The following is a 15,406-nucleotide window of genomic DNA, read 5'->3' as shown; positions in this document are numbered from 1 at the left end:
GGCACGGTCACCGCGCAGCGCTTCCAGAAAAACGTCTTGTCGGCAAACTTCGACGTCGTGCAGGGAATGCCCGGCCCACACGACCGGCCAGCCTCAACGAGGCAGGTATCGCAGATACACGATGCCGCTGTCGAAGATCCTGTGTTCAGCGAGACTCAGGTCGAGGTGCACGTCGTCGGGCAGGGCGCGCAGACCTCCGCCCACCATCTTTGGAACTACGAAGAACCGGAAGTCGTCAACCAGGCCCGCACGGATCGCATCTGCCGCAACCGTGGGCCCGAAGATCTCGACCATACCCTTCGCACGCTCCACGACCCGCCGCAACTCGGCCAAGCTCAGGTCCGGCACGATGCGGGCCCGGTCCGAAGTGAGCTCTTCGCCCGTCATTGTCGACGACACCACAACCTTGTCGATGCCCCGCCAGCGCCGGGCGAACTCCCGCTCGGCCATAGGACGGTCCTCGGCGTCCGGATAGGTGTCCCAGTACCCCATCAACGTGTAGGTTCTTCGTCCGAGCACCTCGGTCGACACCTCGGCCATGCGATCGAGGTGGACAGCAAACACCGCGTCAGTCGGGGCCGTCCACTGGAAGTCGCCGTCGGCATCGGCGACGTAGCCGTCGATGGACACGGTCGCGACATAGGCAAGGGTTCCCATGACCGTTCCGCCCCCCTCAAGCTGGGTGCTAACCGGTGTCGGCGGCGAGACCAGCACCCATTAGGAGCCTGCCGCGAGCAAAGCGCTCAAGCCGTCAGTTCTTCTTCAGTTCCTCAGCGAGCATCACGATGATGCCGCTGGGCCCGCGGACGTAAGTGAGTTTGTAAACGTCCTTATAGTTCGCCACACCGCGAAGCGGACGGCAGCCGTGCCTCGCGGCTATCTCCAGGGCCTCGTCGATGTCATCGACTGAGAACGCGACGCGGTGCATGCCAATCTCGTTGGGACGGGTGGGCTCCGACTCGATCGCTTCGGGATGGATGTACTCGAAGAGCTCGAGGCGACCGTGACCGTCCGGGGTCTGGAGCATCGCGATGTTGGCGTGGTTGCCATCAAGCCCCACGGCAGTATCGGTCCATTCGCCACTGACGGTGTCACGGCCGACAACCTTAAGACCGAGGTCGGTGAAAAAGGCGATCGCTGCTTCGAGGTCGCGAACGGCGATACCGACGTTCTCCAGTTTGATGGCCATGCGCGACATGCTAACGAGCCGGGAGTGCAGAAAGAAGCCCCCCCACCAGCCACGCGCCGTGCCAATAGCGCTAGACGTTGTCTTCGACTAGAGCCAGACCGCGGATAGGAGAGCCACTTAAACCACAGCGCCTTGGTCACATCCACCAGGACGCGACCTAGGCGCGGGGTCGTCGAATCAACGAGGCAGCTACCGGTTAAACCGGAACTCAATTACACATTGAATCTGAATTCAACCGCGTTCCGTAGCCGAGCAACCCTAGGTTCGTACACGCTGTCATGTGCGAAGCCTGGCATCCAGCCTTGGCTGCTTCCGGCCGGTACTGATCACGGCACCCGCGTCGGAGTTGCGGGACAATAATCGTGTGGACGACCTGCATGTGCCCCCGGGACCGGGCGCGCCCCGCGGCCTCCGGGTACCGGCGAAAGAGCTGGTCGAGCAATTCTCCCGATCCTCCGGCCCTGGGGGCCAGAGTGTCAACACCGCCGACTCACGTGTGCAACTGAGTCTCGACCTGGGCACGACAACAGCCCTGAGCGAGGTTCAACGCGAACGCGCCCTCGACCGGCTCGCCGAGAGACTCTCGGGTACGGTGCTTACCATCAGCGCCTCCGAGCACCGCTCCCAGCGGCGTAACAGGACTGCGGCGAGACAACGCCTCGCCGCAGTCCTGCGAGATGCAGTAGTTCCCCCCGTCGTCCGGCGATCAAGCCGGCCCACGAATGGCTCGCGACGTCGCCGGCTCGAAGGAAAACGTAGGCGCTCCGAGACCAAGCGCAACCGCAGGCCCCCATGGCCCGAATGACCTGCCTGCGCGGATCGCCGGGCTCTCGCTCAGGCGTTAAATCTGAACTCCACCCACGTCGCCGTACATACCAACCTGTCGCGGCGGTCAGTGGCCGGCGATCTTCAGTGGTTGGTCCGTCGGACTTCCACCTAAATGGCGGCGCATCTCGGTCGTCCAGTTAAGGTCGTCCAGTTAAGTGGCGGAAGGCGGGGCGGACTGGCGAGCATGGCGGCGCAGTCACCGCGCACTGACATCCGGCAAACAAGTCCCTCAACATCTGCCCAGCTGCTTGAGCGTGCATGCCAGTAGTTCCACGTTCGAGCCTCGCGATAGTTCAAGAATGAGCAATGCAGTCGGAGCCAAGGCCAGTCGTGAGGAGTAGATCGCGTTCCTCATCATGGAGGCCGTCCTCGGGGTCGACATCCACCTCGCGGACGCAGACGCGGGTAACAAGAAACCTGATGGCGCTTGGGCAAGTGCGGGCGCGAAGGAACGCCGCGGTATCGTCGAAATCACTTCGCCTACGGACAAAAAGCTTTTGAGGAAGTGGGCGCAAGCCAGGTGAGATGGCGAACCACAGTCAGAAAGCGCCTCGATTCCACTGCGTTTAAACGAGCTCGATCAGGTCTGCACGGACTTGCTGGCGGAAGACTGGGCGCGGGAAAACATCGCGAAGCTCCAAGCTGAACCGGCGGATGAGCGACATCTCTTCCTCTTTGGCCGGAGCCACAGGGTCGAGTCCTATTTCTACCGGCTCTCGGACGAGTTCGACAACTGTCGGGCCGAGCCCGTTGGTGACCTGGTTCTCCCCGGAGGCCTCAGTTCGGTATGGTTCCGGGGCAGGGCAGTGCGCTGCCATGATTGGAGCACCCGGGTCTGGGTGGCGTGATTCCAAACGGGATCAGGATGGTATCGCCACGCAGACGAACGGCACTTGCCGTCGCCTAACCCAGACATCGTCGTTGACAAGGTCCCCTCGGAGCTTCGAACCCCGAAGGGTCGATCCCACTAGACCATGTCGGGAACAGATCCAGAATCCTCGGAGTCGACCTGCTGTCTGAGTACAGCTAGCGCAGGCAGGTTATTTACTCGGACTGCTTGCGCAGTGCTGCCCAGGCTTGGAAACCGCCGATAAGGTCGGTCGCACGGGTCAGCCCCAGCCGTTGCAGGGTGTGTGCAGCGAGGCTGGAGCTGTAGCCCTCATTGCAGACGACCACGATCCGCCGGGCGGGGTCGTCAGCGATCGGGAGCCGGTGGGGGCTGGACGGATCGAGCCGCCACTCGAGAACGTTTCGGTCAACGACGACCGCTCCCGGAAGATCACCGTCGCGTTCCCGCTGGTCGGCCGGCCGGGTGTCAACAACAAGGGCGCCCGCTGCCATCTCCCGCTCAAGATCCGAAGCGTGAACACGCTCGAGCCCGCTGCGGCTCTCAAGTAGTAACTGGTCGATCGTAAGAGTCCCGGGGGAATCGCCGGGATCCAAGCTGCGTTGGCCGGTCGCGGCGCCGTCGCCGGAGATATGACACTGCTTCACCTTTTTCCTCGCTATGCCTGCTGATCGGCCCGTCGTTCCACCATGAAGCGAAATGATGAACTACTTTGGTCGTCAATTTCAAGAGTATGGAGGGAGTCAGGTCAACGGGAGATGCGATCGGGACTCCAGATTGGGCACCACCGCTTAGGGTCCTTTGGTGACTCCATTGCCCCCGAAGCCCGAACTTTCCATGGGCACTCCCGCTAAGAGGGGCTTATGGGAACGGCCGAAGAGGACAGCCTGCACTTGTGAGCATAAAGCGCTGGGGCAGACCGATCACGCGGACCGGTGTGCCCCAATGCGTCCGCAGTTCAGCGCACGCGAGCCATAGCTCAAGCCGGACGCGGCTATACGTTGAAGCGGAACTCCACCGAGTTCCGTAGCCAAATAACGTCTTATCTCCGTGCGTGATTGAGAGAGGGGTTTCCAGTCTTCGTTCTGCAAACTTCACCAACGTTTGAATCGCATCGTGAACATGCGCCGCCCAGATAAATCAAGGGGCCGGGAGCCCGAACGACAGGCCTGACCTAACCAACTACTACTAGGCGAACGCTTAGCGGCGTGCCTCAGCCCAGGACTTCGTCGACATAGCACCAGCGCCACGACTCCCCCGGTTCGACGCTGCGCATGACTGGGTGTCCCGTGGTGCTGTAGTGCCGGGCCGCGTGCAGGCCGGGGGAAGAATCGCAGCACCCGACGTTGCCGCATTCCAGGCACAGGCGCAGGTGGACCGGAGTGGTTCCTTCGGTGTGGCAGTCGAGGCACTGCGGGTCCACCGGAACCGGCCGGTCCGGTGCCTGGCCGAGGTGCCCGCAGCCGGCCGCCACCTCCTGCGGTACGGCCAAAAACGCCCCGTGGCGGGTGCCGCGGTCGTCGATTGCGGCGTCGAGCATCGATTCTTCAACGTCCAACCGCTCCAGCACCTCATCCACCACCTCGGCAGGGTAGGCACCCGTTCCGCGAAGTTCCAGGACTTTGGCCCGTTCGGCGTCCAGCATGGCCACCCGCAGCTGCGCATAGCGGTGGCTGGGGGTGCGGATTTCGGTTTCCGGCCGGCCCAGCCGCTCCCAGGCTGCCAAGCTGCGCTCCTGGGTCCGCCGCTGCAGCATGGCCAGGACTTCCGGCGGATCCTCAGGCACAGCGGCCGTGCGCAGCCTTTCCAGTCCTGCTGCCACGGTCTGCTGGAGCATCGAGGCCTGGGCCAGCGCGTCCTCCCCGGGGTCCGGACCATGCAGTCCCAGCCTCCGCACCAGCCAGGGCAGGCTGAATCCCTGCAGCACCAAGGTTCCGCCCACTACGGCCAGGGCGGCGAGGACGAGGACCTGGCGGTGGGGTATGTTTTGCGGCAGGACCAGGGCCGCGGCCAGGGTCACCACGCCTCGCATCCCGGCCCACGAGACAACGGCGGGTACCTGCCAGCCCGGCGCCGGGTCCGATCGTCTGATCCGCGGGACCAGGCGCGGGAGGTACATGGTGGGAAATACCCAGACGGGGCGCAGGACCAGTACTGCCAGGAGCACCACCGCGCAGGTCCACCAGGCGCGTTCGATGCCGAGCGGGTCAGCGTTCGCGGCATCGATGACCGACCGCACCTGCAGCCCGATCAGCAGGAAGACGGAATTTTCCAGCAGGAACTGTACGGTGGCCCAGTTGCTGCGCTGGCTCAACCGGGATGCACCGCCGGGCATGGCGGGACTTCGGGTGCCGATGATCAGTCCGGCGGCGACGACCGCCAGGACGCCGGAGGCATGGATTTTCTCGGCCGGGATGAACGCCACGAACGGAGCGGCCAGCGACATTGAAGTATTAATGGCTACATTGCGCACCCTCCTGCGGATCTGCAGCAGCAGCCAGGCAGCAGCCGCTCCGGCCGCTGCTCCGCCGGCCACCGCGAGCAGGAACTCCAGTCCGACCTGCAGCAGAGTGACACTGCCGGCTATCGCGGCGATCGAGGCCCGGAGTAGGACAAGTGCTGTTGCATCGTTGACTAGCGACTCGCCCTCAAGGATGTTCACGATCCGCCGCGGCATGCCCACTCGCCGGGCGATGGCCGTGGCGGCCACGGCGTCGGGTGGCGCGACCACGGCGCCGAGGGCAAACGCGGCCGGCAGCGGGACGTCGGGCAGCAGCCACCAGACCACCAGACCGATGGTGACGGTACCGAAGATCACGTAGCCGACCGAGAGCAGTCCGATCGACCGCTTGTTGGCCTGGAACTCCACCACCGAGGTGCGCAGTGCTGCCGCATAGAGCAGCGGCGGCAGGATCCCGATCAGGACGATGTCCGGGATCAGGACCACCGGTGGAATGAAGGGCAGATAGGATCCCGCAACGCCGGCCAGCACCAGCAGGAGCGGGACGGAGACTTTCAACCGGCGGCCGAGCGCGCTGACCGCGCAGACCACCACCACCAGGGCCAGCAGACTGACGGCGAAGTCCATGAACCTATTCTGGCAGGATGCTTTGGGTCAGCGGGGGGAAATCTGGTGCATTAAACCAAGGAGACGCTTCCCAGACCGAAATCTGGGAAGCGTCTCCTAAGCGGTTTCAGACATCAACCGACGAAACCCCTAACTATGAGGAATGGCCGTGGGTCAGAGGACCTTCTTCACCACGCTGGACTTCAGGTGCATCCGCCCAAACCCGGGAACGGGCGCATCAATGTCGTGATCGCCCATGCCGTCCTTAATGAGTCTGATGCCCCGCACCTTCATGCCGACCTTCACGACACCGCCACCGGCGCCCTTGACCTTGAGGTCCTTGACGATCGCCACTGTGTCACCATCGGCGAGCACATTGCCAGCGGCATCCTTGATCAAAGCGGCCTCAGACGTGGTCTCGGTTGAGTCTTTTGACCACTCGTGCCCGTACATCGGGCACACCAACAAGGCGCCCTGCTCGTAGGTGAACGCCTCGTGGCACTCCGGGCAAGCCGGCAGACTCTTAGACATTGAAGCGGAATCCACCACGTTCCGTAACCGATCAACCTCTTTCGGAACGGCTCCCGTCCCGATCGGCTTCACCATGATCAGACATGGCGTGCCTTCTCCCACAGTTCCGTCTCCTCCAGGGAAAGGAATCCGGGCTAGTAGAAGTGTCGACTCAGGGCATACCCGGCATCCGGGTGCGACGGACCGAGCGTATTCAACTCAAGGAGGCGGACCCCACGGCCAATGCATCTGACCCCGATGACAGAACCATCGACGACTCGCAGTCCAGGTCTCTTTGGTTCGAGCAGTGTCAATGTGTTCGGCATTCGACTCGGACTGTGCGAACCACTCCGGCACACTGGCCGGGAGGCGAGCGACGTCGTCGCCGGGAACAGGGTGATCCTCGGCCGCCTCCCAGCACGGGCGGCTCCTGCGACCCACAGCGTGACGTCGATCGTTTCGCTTGCATCCTCCATGAGGCGCTAACGCGGCTGGCCCGCCCACTCAGGAGCGTTCATTGGAAACCAAAGGTCGCACGTCGCAGTGCTGAAGTGCGGGGCACGGTCAACCACCGAGACGATCGACGGTAGAACGATGAATCTAACGCCGCTGTAACTGTCACACCTTTCTGCAAGGTATGTATGACGGTCCACGACAGCGGAGGTGGTCAAAGGGTTGTGCGTCCGTCGCCGAGGCTACCGCCTGAGTCATGCATCAATCTTCAACGTGTACTGATCTGGATGTTGCTGGTGGGATACCGATCTCCTCAACGTCATGGGTGCCGCAGCGCGTCTTTGTTGCGGTGGCGTGCTCGATGCGGCTCACGCGAAACCAGCGCATTTCGTTGCGTAGCTGGCACCAACCAATCAGATACCAGTGGCCGTTCGTTGAGGCGAAGATTACTGGTTCGACGTCCCTGGTGGTCTTATTGCCATCCTGTGCGGTGTAGCGGATGCGAACCACTTGTTGCGCAGACATCGCTTCCTCAAGGGCCGATCTGACGGCCCGTGTTCCAGGCTGATCCGTGTTGACCCAGATGCGGCGTGCTAGTTCATCGACCTTTACTCGGGTCCGCGGATCAAGTACGTCCATGATCTTCCTAATGGCGACCGAGGCAAGATCAGCGTAGGGCGCATCAGGGGCAGCTGAAACCGCTGCGAGAAGAGCCACCGCTTGAGCGGGGGTCAGGCTCACAGGTGGGAGGTTAGCTTGGGTAGCCAGACCATATCCACCGCGAGGTCCCGGACGGGACCAGATCGGAGCCCCACTGTTCTCAAGCGCATCAATATCTCTCTTTATCGTGCGCACAGACACGCCGAACTCGTTGGCCAACCGATCTGCCGTGCATCCACGAGACCCGCTGCGTCGCAGCATCTCCGACAATGCGTGGAGCCGCTCCACTCGCTTCATCTCTCCCACCCATCACTGAACCATGCCATAAATAGTGCCATACTGTTGTTCGACAGGCGCGCGAGGATTGTGGCATGACAACAGACACAAGCAATCTGACGATCCTTCTGATTCCCGGCCACTGGCTGGGAGCATGGGCATGGGACGAAGTCCTGGATCACCTAACATCCTCGGGCCATCGGGCGATCCCGCTGACCCTGCCCGGCCTCGACGAAACAGATACCGACCGGGTGACCAGGACGCTGGACGAGCAGGTGGCGGCAATCGAACAGGCCGCCACTAGCAGCTCCGGGCCAGTGGTCATCGTGGCGCATAGCGGAGCCAACGCTCCGGTGAGTCTTGTGCTCGATCGGCACCCCGAGCTGGTCAGCCGTGTGATCTGGGTTGACAGCGGCCCAGCAACGTCCGGGGTCGCCTTTGCCCCCGACTTCCCGGAGGATATGGAGGGACTTTCGCTGCCACCCTTCGAGATGCTCGGGAAGCAGGCCAGCATCGAGGGCCTGAGCGCCAAGGTACTTGAGCGGTTCCGGGAACGCGCAGTGTCCGAGCCCGGAACTGTCCTTCGTCAGATAGTGCTACTCACAAATGACGCACGCTTCGACGTACCCACCACCTTCGTTTGCTGCTCAATCCCGAGTTCGCAGGTAATGGAACTGGTCAAGGCCGGTCATCCCATGTTCGCCGAGGTCGCCAATCTCAAGAGCGTTGACTACGTCGACCTTCCGACGGGCCACTGGCCTATGTGGAGTCGCCCATCCGACCTCGCTCACATACTTGCATCGGAATCCTCAAACAACTGATACAGCACGGATCTCCTTGGCTTCGCAGCAGCCGAACACCGGCCCCGGACTCACTTCTCTGAGTCCGGGGCCTTGGCGCTGGTGAAGCACCCACAACTCGCGAGCAGAGCAGTCGCGTCGCATCACTGCCAACCGATCCAAGCCGCCCCAATCCGTGCCGGTGATGTCTATACCGAAGCCGCGTCCGCGGAACCCATGCCGTGGTGTCTGTGCCGCGCCGCGGACTCCGCGCCAGCCGAATCGGGAGATGTCGGACTCCGATGCCGACCGTGCTGATACTAATGCTGTAAGACCTTCCGTCCAGTGATATGCGTTGATGCGGAACTCCACCAGTTCGCAGTCAGCCGTACGGTGGCAAGAACACGATGGGCCGCTAAGAACACGTGTTCTTAGCGGCCCATCGCAAGTCCCAGAGGTCAGGAACTATACATTGAATCTAAATTCAACCACGTTCCGTAACCGAATAACCACTTATTTCGGTGCTTGATTTCGGCGTAGCGAATGCAGCAGGGCGGAGACGGCGGCAGCGGGTTCTTTTGGGGATGGGGCTGACAAGCGAACAACCCCACCCCCGCAATGATGCCCGGTGACCGGGGATAAACGGTACATTCAACACCATGGTCGGGCTGCACGGCCGGGACTCCGATAAGCGCCGGCCGCCGGCCGAAACGGGGACACCTGTCCCGTGACCACCCTCCATCGCCTGTCCTCCACGCGAGGGTCGACTTCGGTCGGGGGTTCCGGCTGTGCCGGTTCTTCCGGTTTTGCGGCGTCGGACATGAGCTGGTCAATGCCTGTCGAGTCCGTCTGGGCGGCTTTGAATGCGGCGTGCTTGAAGGGTTCCGCCAGTGTTCTATCTGCCTGTTCGGCGCGCGACCCTGTGCGGTTCGCACCGCCCTCGAGCGGGTGGTTAGGCTGGGCTGATGGCGACAGTTATTCTCGTGCGGCACGGCCGCACCACAGCCAACGCCACTGGACTGCTCGCCGGTCGGGCCGCCGGCGTCTGCCTGGACCAGATCGGGCGCGACCAGGCGGCCCTGACCGGAGACCGGCTCGCGGCCGTGCCCGTAGTCGGGGTGGTGTCGAGCCCTCTGGAGCGTTGTCGGCAGACCGCCCAGTTTATCCTCGATCGCCAGGCCGGCTCCCCGTACGCGCCGATCGATCTCGATCTCACCGAGTGCGATTACGGCGAGTGGCAGGGCCGCACGATCAGTGATCTCGCGACCGAGGGTTTGTGGCCGGTTGTTCAGTCGCAACCGTCCGCCGTCGTCTTTCCCGGCGGTGAATCCCTGGCCTCGATGCAGGCTCGGTCGGTGGCAGCGATTCGACGCCACGATGCAGCCTTCGAGACGGAGTACGGGCCAGGGGCCGTGTGGGTGGCGGTGAGTCACGGTGACATCATCAAGTCAATCCTCGCCGACGCGCTTGGCATGCACCTTGACCTGTTCCAGCGTATCAACGTGGGCCCAGGGTCCGTATCGATCGTGCGCTACGGCGTTAGTCGACCAAGCGTCTACGCGACCAACACCGACGCCGGTGACCTGTCGTGGCTGTCGAACGGCATCCGCTCTACCGATGCGCCGGTGGGCGGCGGTGCAGGGCAGCAGGCGCCATGAACCTCATGTGCCTAAAATACTGACATGCCTACACGTGTTCACGAGTTTGCCTGGCCTGATCGGGTCGTCGTTGGCACCGTTGGCCTTCCGGGGGCGCGTACGTTCTATCTGCAGGTGCGTGCGGGGACGCAGATCGTGAGTATTGCCCTGGAGAAGCAGCAGTCGGCTCTGCTCGCGGAGAAGATCGACGAAATTCTCGACCAGCTCATCACCGTCGAGGGCAACCCCTTCAGCGTTCCCACGAGTACTCCCATTGAACTTGTCGACAATGACCAGCTCGAGGCAGTTCAGGAGCAGTTTCGCACCGGCTCCATGAGCTTGGGTTGGGACCCGACGACGGCGCAGGTCGTGCTAGAGGCCTACGCCATCACCGATGTCGATGCTGACGACGACGAATCGCTTGATGAGGGCGAGGCTAACGCGGCCGAAATGCTGCTGGTGCGAATGCCGGTCGGCACCGCCCGCGCATTTGCCAAGCGCACCCGTGAGATCGTGGGCGCCGGACGTCCGACGTGCCCGCTCTGCGGTTACCCCATAGACGCCGACGGGCACATCTGTACCCTTCCCGAGGCCTGATGCCAGCGCCGGACCTGGTGACCGCCGAGCTGACGCTCACCGGCCGTATCACGACGGCTTCAAACGCGACATTTCTGGGCAGCATCGGCGACGTGGTGGTCGTCTATAAGCCGATAGCAGGCGAAAGTCCGCTGTGGGACTTTCCCCACGGCCCCCTGGCTCACCGGGAGGTGGCCGCCTACCTGGTCTCGCAGGCCTTCGGCTGGGACGTCGTGCCGCACACCTGGCTGCGCGATGGTCCGATGGGCGAAGGAATGGTGCAGCTCTGGCAGGAGCAAGACCCCGCCCAAAGCGCCGTGAACCTGGTCGCGGCGGACCAGGTGCCGGAGACGGGCTGGAAACACGTTCTCGAGGGTCGAGATGAGAACGGACAGATGGTCGCCCTCGTTCACGAAGACTCGCCGGCGCTCAGACGCATGGCGGTGTTCGACATCATCGTCAACAACGCCGACCGCAAAGGCGACCACATTCTTGCCATGACGGACGGGCACCGGCACGGCGTGGACCATGGGCTGACCTTTCACCGTGACCACAAGCTGCGCACGGTGCTGTGGGGATGGCTGGGAGACGCTCTAACCGCCGAGGAACGCGACGGCATAGACCGTGTCAGCGAAGGACTGCACGGCGGGCTTGGCCGAAATCTAGCGGACCTGCTCAGCGCCGAAGAAATCGCATTGCTCGCCGCGCGCTGCGCCCGGTTGTGCTCGGCAGGGCGGTTTCCGGCTCCGAGCGGTGAAATGTCTGCGGTGCCTTGGCCGCTGTTCTAATTCGTTATGCAGCAATATGCGGCCGGCATCATTTCGACTTGGCAACGGGTGGCCGTAAAAGCGCATAGCCGCCAAGAACACATGTTCTGAGCGGCTATGCGCAAAAGGTCTCAGGGAAATCAGGAACTACACATTGAAGCGAAATTCAACCACGTCGCCGTCGGCCATCACGTAGTCCTTGCCTTCGATTCGGACCTTGCCCCGGGCCTTGGCCTCCGCCATGGAACCGGCGTCGGAGAGGTCGTCGAACGAGACCACTTCGGCCTTGATGAAGCCGCGCTGGAAGTCCGAGTGGATGACCCCGGCCGCCTGCGGGGCCGTGTCGCCGCGGTTGATGGTCCAGGCGCGGGCCTCCTTGGGCCCGGCGGTCAGGTAGGTCTGCAGGCCCAGGGTGTGGAACCCGACGCGGGCCAGCTGATCCAGGCCGGACTCCGACTGGCCGCTCATTTCCAGCATTTCGCGGGCCTCCTCCTCGGACAGCTCCACCAGGTCCGCCTCAAGCTTGGCATCAAGGAAGATGCAGTCCGCCGGAGCCACCAGGGCGCGCAGCTCCTCCTGCTTCTCCTTGTTGCCCAGCACCGAATCGTCGGCGTTGAAGACATAGATGAAGGGTTTGGCCGTCAGCAGGTTCAGCTCGCGCAGGGACTCGAGATCCAGCTTGTCCGTGGCGGCGGCCGCGAAGATGGTGTCCCCGCGCTCCAGCACCGCCTGGGCAGCCTGCATCGCGGCCAGCTCGGCCGCGTCGCGCTTCTTGATCTTCACTTCCTTTTCCACCCGGGGCAGGGCCTTCTCCAGCGTCTGCAGGTCGGCCAGGATCAGCTCGGTGTGGATCGTTTCCATGTCCGAGCGCGGGTCCACCTTGCCCTCGACATGGACCACGTCCGGATCGTCGAAGACCCGGATGACCTGGGCGATGGCCTGCGCCTCGCGGATATTGGCCAGGAACTGGTTGCCAAGGCCTTCGCCCTCCGACGCGCCGCGGACAATGCCGGCGATGTCCACGAAGGAGACGGTGGCGGGCAGGATGCGCTGGGAGCCGAAGATTTCGGCCAGCCGGCCCAGCCGCGGGTCCGGCAGCGGCACGACGCCGACGTTCGGCTCGATGGTGGCGAACGGGTAGTTCGCCGCCAGGACCTGGTTACGGGTCAGCGCATTGAAGAGGGTTGATTTGCCGACATTGGGCAGTCCGACGATGCCAATAGTAAGAGCCACGGTATTCAAGGATACCGGTGGAACAACCCGCGCCGCGATTCGTTGTCCCGGTCCGGGCGCCTGCCCGGTTTTGTCGGCTCCGGCTGGCAAGGTGGAGGCATGGATGCATTTGGAATCGTGCTGTCGCTGCTGCTGCTGCTGCTCGTCGGCCTGGTGGCAGGGACGGCCGCGACGGCCACGGTGTACCGGCGCCGGGTGGCGGAGCTGGGGGCCGAGCTCGACGACGCCGGAGCGCGGCTGGGTGCGGCCACGGCACGGCTCGCCGCCGCGGAGGCCGAGAGCCGGCTGCTGGCCGGCCGGAACCGCGAGCTCAGCGTGCTGGAAGACCGGGAGAATGCCGTGCTGCGGGCGCTCGCACCGGTGGGCGAGAAGCTGCGGCACGTCCAGAACCAGGTGGGCCTGCTGGAACGGGACCGGGTGGAGCAGTTCGGCCAGCTGGCCGAGCAGCTGCGCGCCGCCCAGGCCTCCGACGAACAGCTGCTGCGCTCCACCCGGACGCTGGCGGCGGCCATGCAGTCCAATTCCGCGCGCGGCCAGTGGGGCGAGGTCCAGCTGCGCCGGGTGGTGGAGGCCGCCGGCATGCTCGCCCACGTGGATTTCACCGAACAGGTGCATCTGGCCGGGGGCGAACGCACCTTCCGGCCGGACATGCTGGTGCACCTGCCCGGCGGCAAGGCGCTGGTCGTGGACGCCAAGGTGCCGCTGCGGGCCTACCTGCAGGCTAACGAGCTGCCGCTGGACACGGCCGGGGACGGCGGCGACGGCGGGCAGGAGCGGGTCCGGCTGCTCGTAGAGCATGCCAAGGCAGTCAAGGCGCATGTGGACGCGCTGGCAAACAAGAAGTACTGGGACGCGGCCGCCGGTTCGCCGGAGCTGGTGCTGTGCTTCCTGCCGGCCGAATCCATGCTGTCGGCGGCGCTGCAGGCGGACCCCGGCCTGCTGGACTACTCGTTCGCGCGCAACGTCGGGCTGGTCTCCCCCGTGTCCCTGCTGGCGGCGCTGAAGTCCGTGGCCTTCGCCTGGCGCCAGGACATGCTCACGGAGAACGCCCGGGAGATCTTCGACCTTTCCCGCCAGCTTTACGAGCGGCTGGGCACCCTTGGAGAGCACGTGGCCAAGCTGGGGAATTCACTGAAGGGATCGGTGGAGAAGTACAACGCCTTCGTCGGTACGCTGGAGTCGAGGGTCCTGCCGACGGCGCGGCGGATCAACGCCTTCGATCCCACGTCGCTGGACAATGCCAAGGCGCCGGCGCCGCTGGAGAGTACACCGCGGCTGCTGGCCGCCCCGGAGCTGATTGCCGCCGGCGCTGCGGAAACGCTGCCGGAGGGCGCGATGCGCGACCGGCCCGCTTCCTAACGGGTGGGGCGGGCTCCCCTGCCGCCGAGGCCGCGGGAGGAGTCGCCCTTTTCCTTGAGCGTGGCGCGCAGTTCCTTCGGCAGCGAGAAGAGGATGTCCTCCTCGGCAGTGACCACCTCGTCCACCTGCCCGTAGCCGTAGTCGGCCAGCAGCGCCAGCACATCACGCACCAGCACCTCGGGCACCGAAGCCCCGGAAGTGACGCCCACCGTCGCCACGCCCTCGAACCAGGACTCATCCACCTGGCTGGCAAAGTCTACGCGGTGCGAAGCCTTCGCACCGTACTCGAGAGCCACCTCCACCAGCCGCACCGAGTTGGAGGAGTTGGCCGAACCAACCACAATGACCAGGTCCGCCTGGGGTGCGATCTTCTTGATCGCCGCCTGCCGGTTGGACGTGGCATAGCAGATGTCGTCGCTGGGCGGGTCCTGCAGGTTGGGGAAGCGTGCGCGCAGCCGGCGGACGATTTCCATGGTCTCGTCCACGGATAGCGTGGTCTGCGAGAGCCAGATCAGCTTGTCCGGGTCCCGTACCTCGATGGTGTCCGCCTCGTCCGGGTTGTTGACGATCTGCGTGTGCTCCGGGGCCTCGCCGTAGGTTCCCTCGACCTCTTCGTGGCCCTCATGCCCGATCAGCAGGATCTCATAGTCGTCCTTGGCGAAGCGCACCGCCTCGCGGTGGACCTTGGTCACCAGCGGGCAGGTCGCGTCGATGGTACGCAGCCGGCGCTCCTCGGCGGAACGGACGACGGCGGGCGAAACGCCGTGCGCCGAGAAGATCACCAGGGCGCCCTCGGGCACCTCGTCCGTCTCGTCGACGAAGACGGCACCGCGTTCCTCCAGCGTGCTCACGACGTGGCGGTTGTGCACGATCTGCTTGCGCACGTACACCGGGGCTCCGTAGTGCTCCAGCGCCTTCTCCACCGCGATCACCGCGCGGTCCACCCCGGCGCAATAGCCGCGCGGGGCGGCCAGCAGCACCCGCTTGGGACCTGCCACCGGAACTGCGGCCTCGATTTCCTCCCGGCTGCGGCGCATGCGCGGGACACTGGGCAGGGGCAGGGAAACCGGAGCGGGGGAACTGGTAGGCATATGCCCCATTCTATCGGCTGGCGGCCGTCCGCCTGGTCCGGGGCGGGAGCAGGCGGACGGCCGCCAGTCCTGCCGCGGCGGCCGCAACCCCGATGCCGGCCAGGGCCGCGAGATCGGAAGAGCGTCGGGGCGGG

Annotated in this window: 14 protein-coding genes; 6 read left to right on the top strand and 8 right to left on the bottom strand. The window is 64.3% G+C overall.

The features are described 5' to 3' along the window. Nucleotides 1-93 precede the first annotated feature (93 nt). The gene (locus tag ACFQ36_RS06675) at nucleotides 94-657 is read right to left on the bottom strand and encodes a dihydrofolate reductase family protein (RefSeq protein ID WP_377011871.1); all 564 of its coding nucleotides are present in this window, start codon (nucleotides 655-657) and stop codon (nucleotides 94-96) included. 94 nt (nucleotides 658-751) lie between these two features. Beyond that, nucleotides 752-1,189, bottom strand: a complete 438-nt coding sequence (locus ACFQ36_RS06670) for a VOC family protein (protein ID WP_377011869.1) — start codon at nucleotides 1,187-1,189, stop codon at nucleotides 752-754. A gap of 364 nt (nucleotides 1,190-1,553) precedes the next feature. Here ACFQ36_RS06670 and arfB point away from each other — a divergent pair, with 364 nt between their 5' ends. Beyond that, the gene (arfB, locus tag ACFQ36_RS06665) at nucleotides 1,554-1,994 is read left to right on the top strand and encodes an alternative ribosome rescue aminoacyl-tRNA hydrolase ArfB (protein WP_377011867.1); all 441 of its coding nucleotides are present in this window, start codon (nucleotides 1,554-1,556) and stop codon (nucleotides 1,992-1,994) included. Between the two features lie 1,067 nt (nucleotides 1,995-3,061). Here the strand turns inward: arfB and ACFQ36_RS06660 are convergent. From ACFQ36_RS06660 to ACFQ36_RS06645, 4 genes are all read right to left on the bottom strand, one after another. Then, nucleotides 3,062-3,511: a rhodanese-like domain-containing protein gene (locus ACFQ36_RS06660; RefSeq protein ID WP_377011865.1), complete on the bottom strand. Its 450-nt coding sequence runs from the start codon at nucleotides 3,509-3,511 to the stop codon at nucleotides 3,062-3,064. Between the two features lie 566 nt (nucleotides 3,512-4,077). Beyond that, nucleotides 4,078-5,952: a Na+/H+ antiporter gene (locus tag ACFQ36_RS06655; RefSeq protein ID WP_377011862.1), complete on the bottom strand. Its 1,875-nt coding sequence runs from the start codon at nucleotides 5,950-5,952 to the stop codon at nucleotides 4,078-4,080. 153 nt (nucleotides 5,953-6,105) lie between these two features. Then, on the bottom strand, nucleotides 6,106-6,564 hold the full coding sequence (locus ACFQ36_RS06650) for a zinc ribbon domain-containing protein YjdM (protein ID WP_377011860.1): 459 nt from the start codon (nucleotides 6,562-6,564) through the stop codon (nucleotides 6,106-6,108). A 591-nt stretch (nucleotides 6,565-7,155) separates the two neighbouring features. Next, nucleotides 7,156-7,851: a helix-turn-helix transcriptional regulator gene (locus ACFQ36_RS06645; RefSeq protein WP_377011897.1), complete on the bottom strand. Its 696-nt coding sequence runs from the start codon at nucleotides 7,849-7,851 to the stop codon at nucleotides 7,156-7,158. A 74-nt stretch (nucleotides 7,852-7,925) separates the two neighbouring features. On the opposite strand from ACFQ36_RS06645, the gene ACFQ36_RS06640 reads away from it, so the two are divergent. The 4 genes from ACFQ36_RS06640 to ACFQ36_RS06625 all read left to right on the top strand — a co-directional run bounded on the left by ACFQ36_RS06640 (nucleotide 7,926) and on the right by ACFQ36_RS06625 (nucleotide 11,610). Next, entirely contained in the window at nucleotides 7,926-8,651 is a 726-nt protein-coding gene (locus ACFQ36_RS06640) for an alpha/beta fold hydrolase (protein WP_377011859.1), read from the top strand. A 923-nt stretch (nucleotides 8,652-9,574) separates the two neighbouring features. After that, nucleotides 9,575-10,267, top strand: coding sequence for an MSMEG_4193 family putative phosphomutase (locus ACFQ36_RS06635; protein WP_377011858.1), 693 nt, complete (start codon nucleotides 9,575-9,577; stop codon nucleotides 10,265-10,267). A 24-nt stretch (nucleotides 10,268-10,291) separates the two neighbouring features. Then, complete coding sequence (locus tag ACFQ36_RS06630) at nucleotides 10,292-10,843, top strand: DUF3090 domain-containing protein (RefSeq protein WP_377011856.1); 552 nt, start codon at nucleotides 10,292-10,294, stop codon at nucleotides 10,841-10,843. Continuing rightward, nucleotides 10,843-11,610 carry an SCO1664 family protein gene (locus tag ACFQ36_RS06625; RefSeq protein WP_377011854.1) on the top strand — a complete coding sequence of 256 codons (768 nt, stop codon included), beginning with the start codon at nucleotides 10,843-10,845 and terminating at the stop codon, nucleotides 11,608-11,610. The genes ACFQ36_RS06630 and ACFQ36_RS06625 overlap by 1 nt, the downstream gene beginning before the upstream one ends. 126 nt (nucleotides 11,611-11,736) lie before the next feature. Here ACFQ36_RS06625 and ychF read toward each other — a convergent pair whose 3' ends face one another. Next, on the bottom strand, nucleotides 11,737-12,822 hold the full coding sequence (gene ychF / locus ACFQ36_RS06620) for a redox-regulated ATPase YchF (protein ID WP_377011852.1): 1,086 nt from the start codon (nucleotides 12,820-12,822) through the stop codon (nucleotides 11,737-11,739). 99 nt (nucleotides 12,823-12,921) lie between these two features. On the opposite strand from ychF, the gene ACFQ36_RS06615 reads away from it, so the two are divergent. Next, nucleotides 12,922-14,181, top strand: a complete 1,260-nt coding sequence (locus ACFQ36_RS06615; protein ID WP_377011850.1) for a DNA recombination protein RmuC — start codon at nucleotides 12,922-12,924, stop codon at nucleotides 14,179-14,181. On the opposite strand, the gene ACFQ36_RS06610 is transcribed toward ACFQ36_RS06615, so the two are convergent. Beyond that, on the bottom strand, nucleotides 14,178-15,272 hold the full coding sequence (locus ACFQ36_RS06610) for a 4-hydroxy-3-methylbut-2-enyl diphosphate reductase (RefSeq protein WP_377011848.1): 1,095 nt from the start codon (nucleotides 15,270-15,272) through the stop codon (nucleotides 14,178-14,180). The two genes, ACFQ36_RS06615 and ACFQ36_RS06610, sit on opposite strands and share 4 nt — an antisense overlap. Between the last annotated feature and the right edge of the window lie 134 nt (nucleotides 15,273-15,406).

Source organism: Arthrobacter sp. GCM10027362, from assembly GCF_042679445.1.
GTDB lineage: Bacteria > Actinomycetota > Actinomycetes > Actinomycetales > Micrococcaceae > Crystallibacter.
Note: the sequence above shows the minus strand (reverse complement) of the source record. Positions and strands in the feature narration are given on the sequence as shown.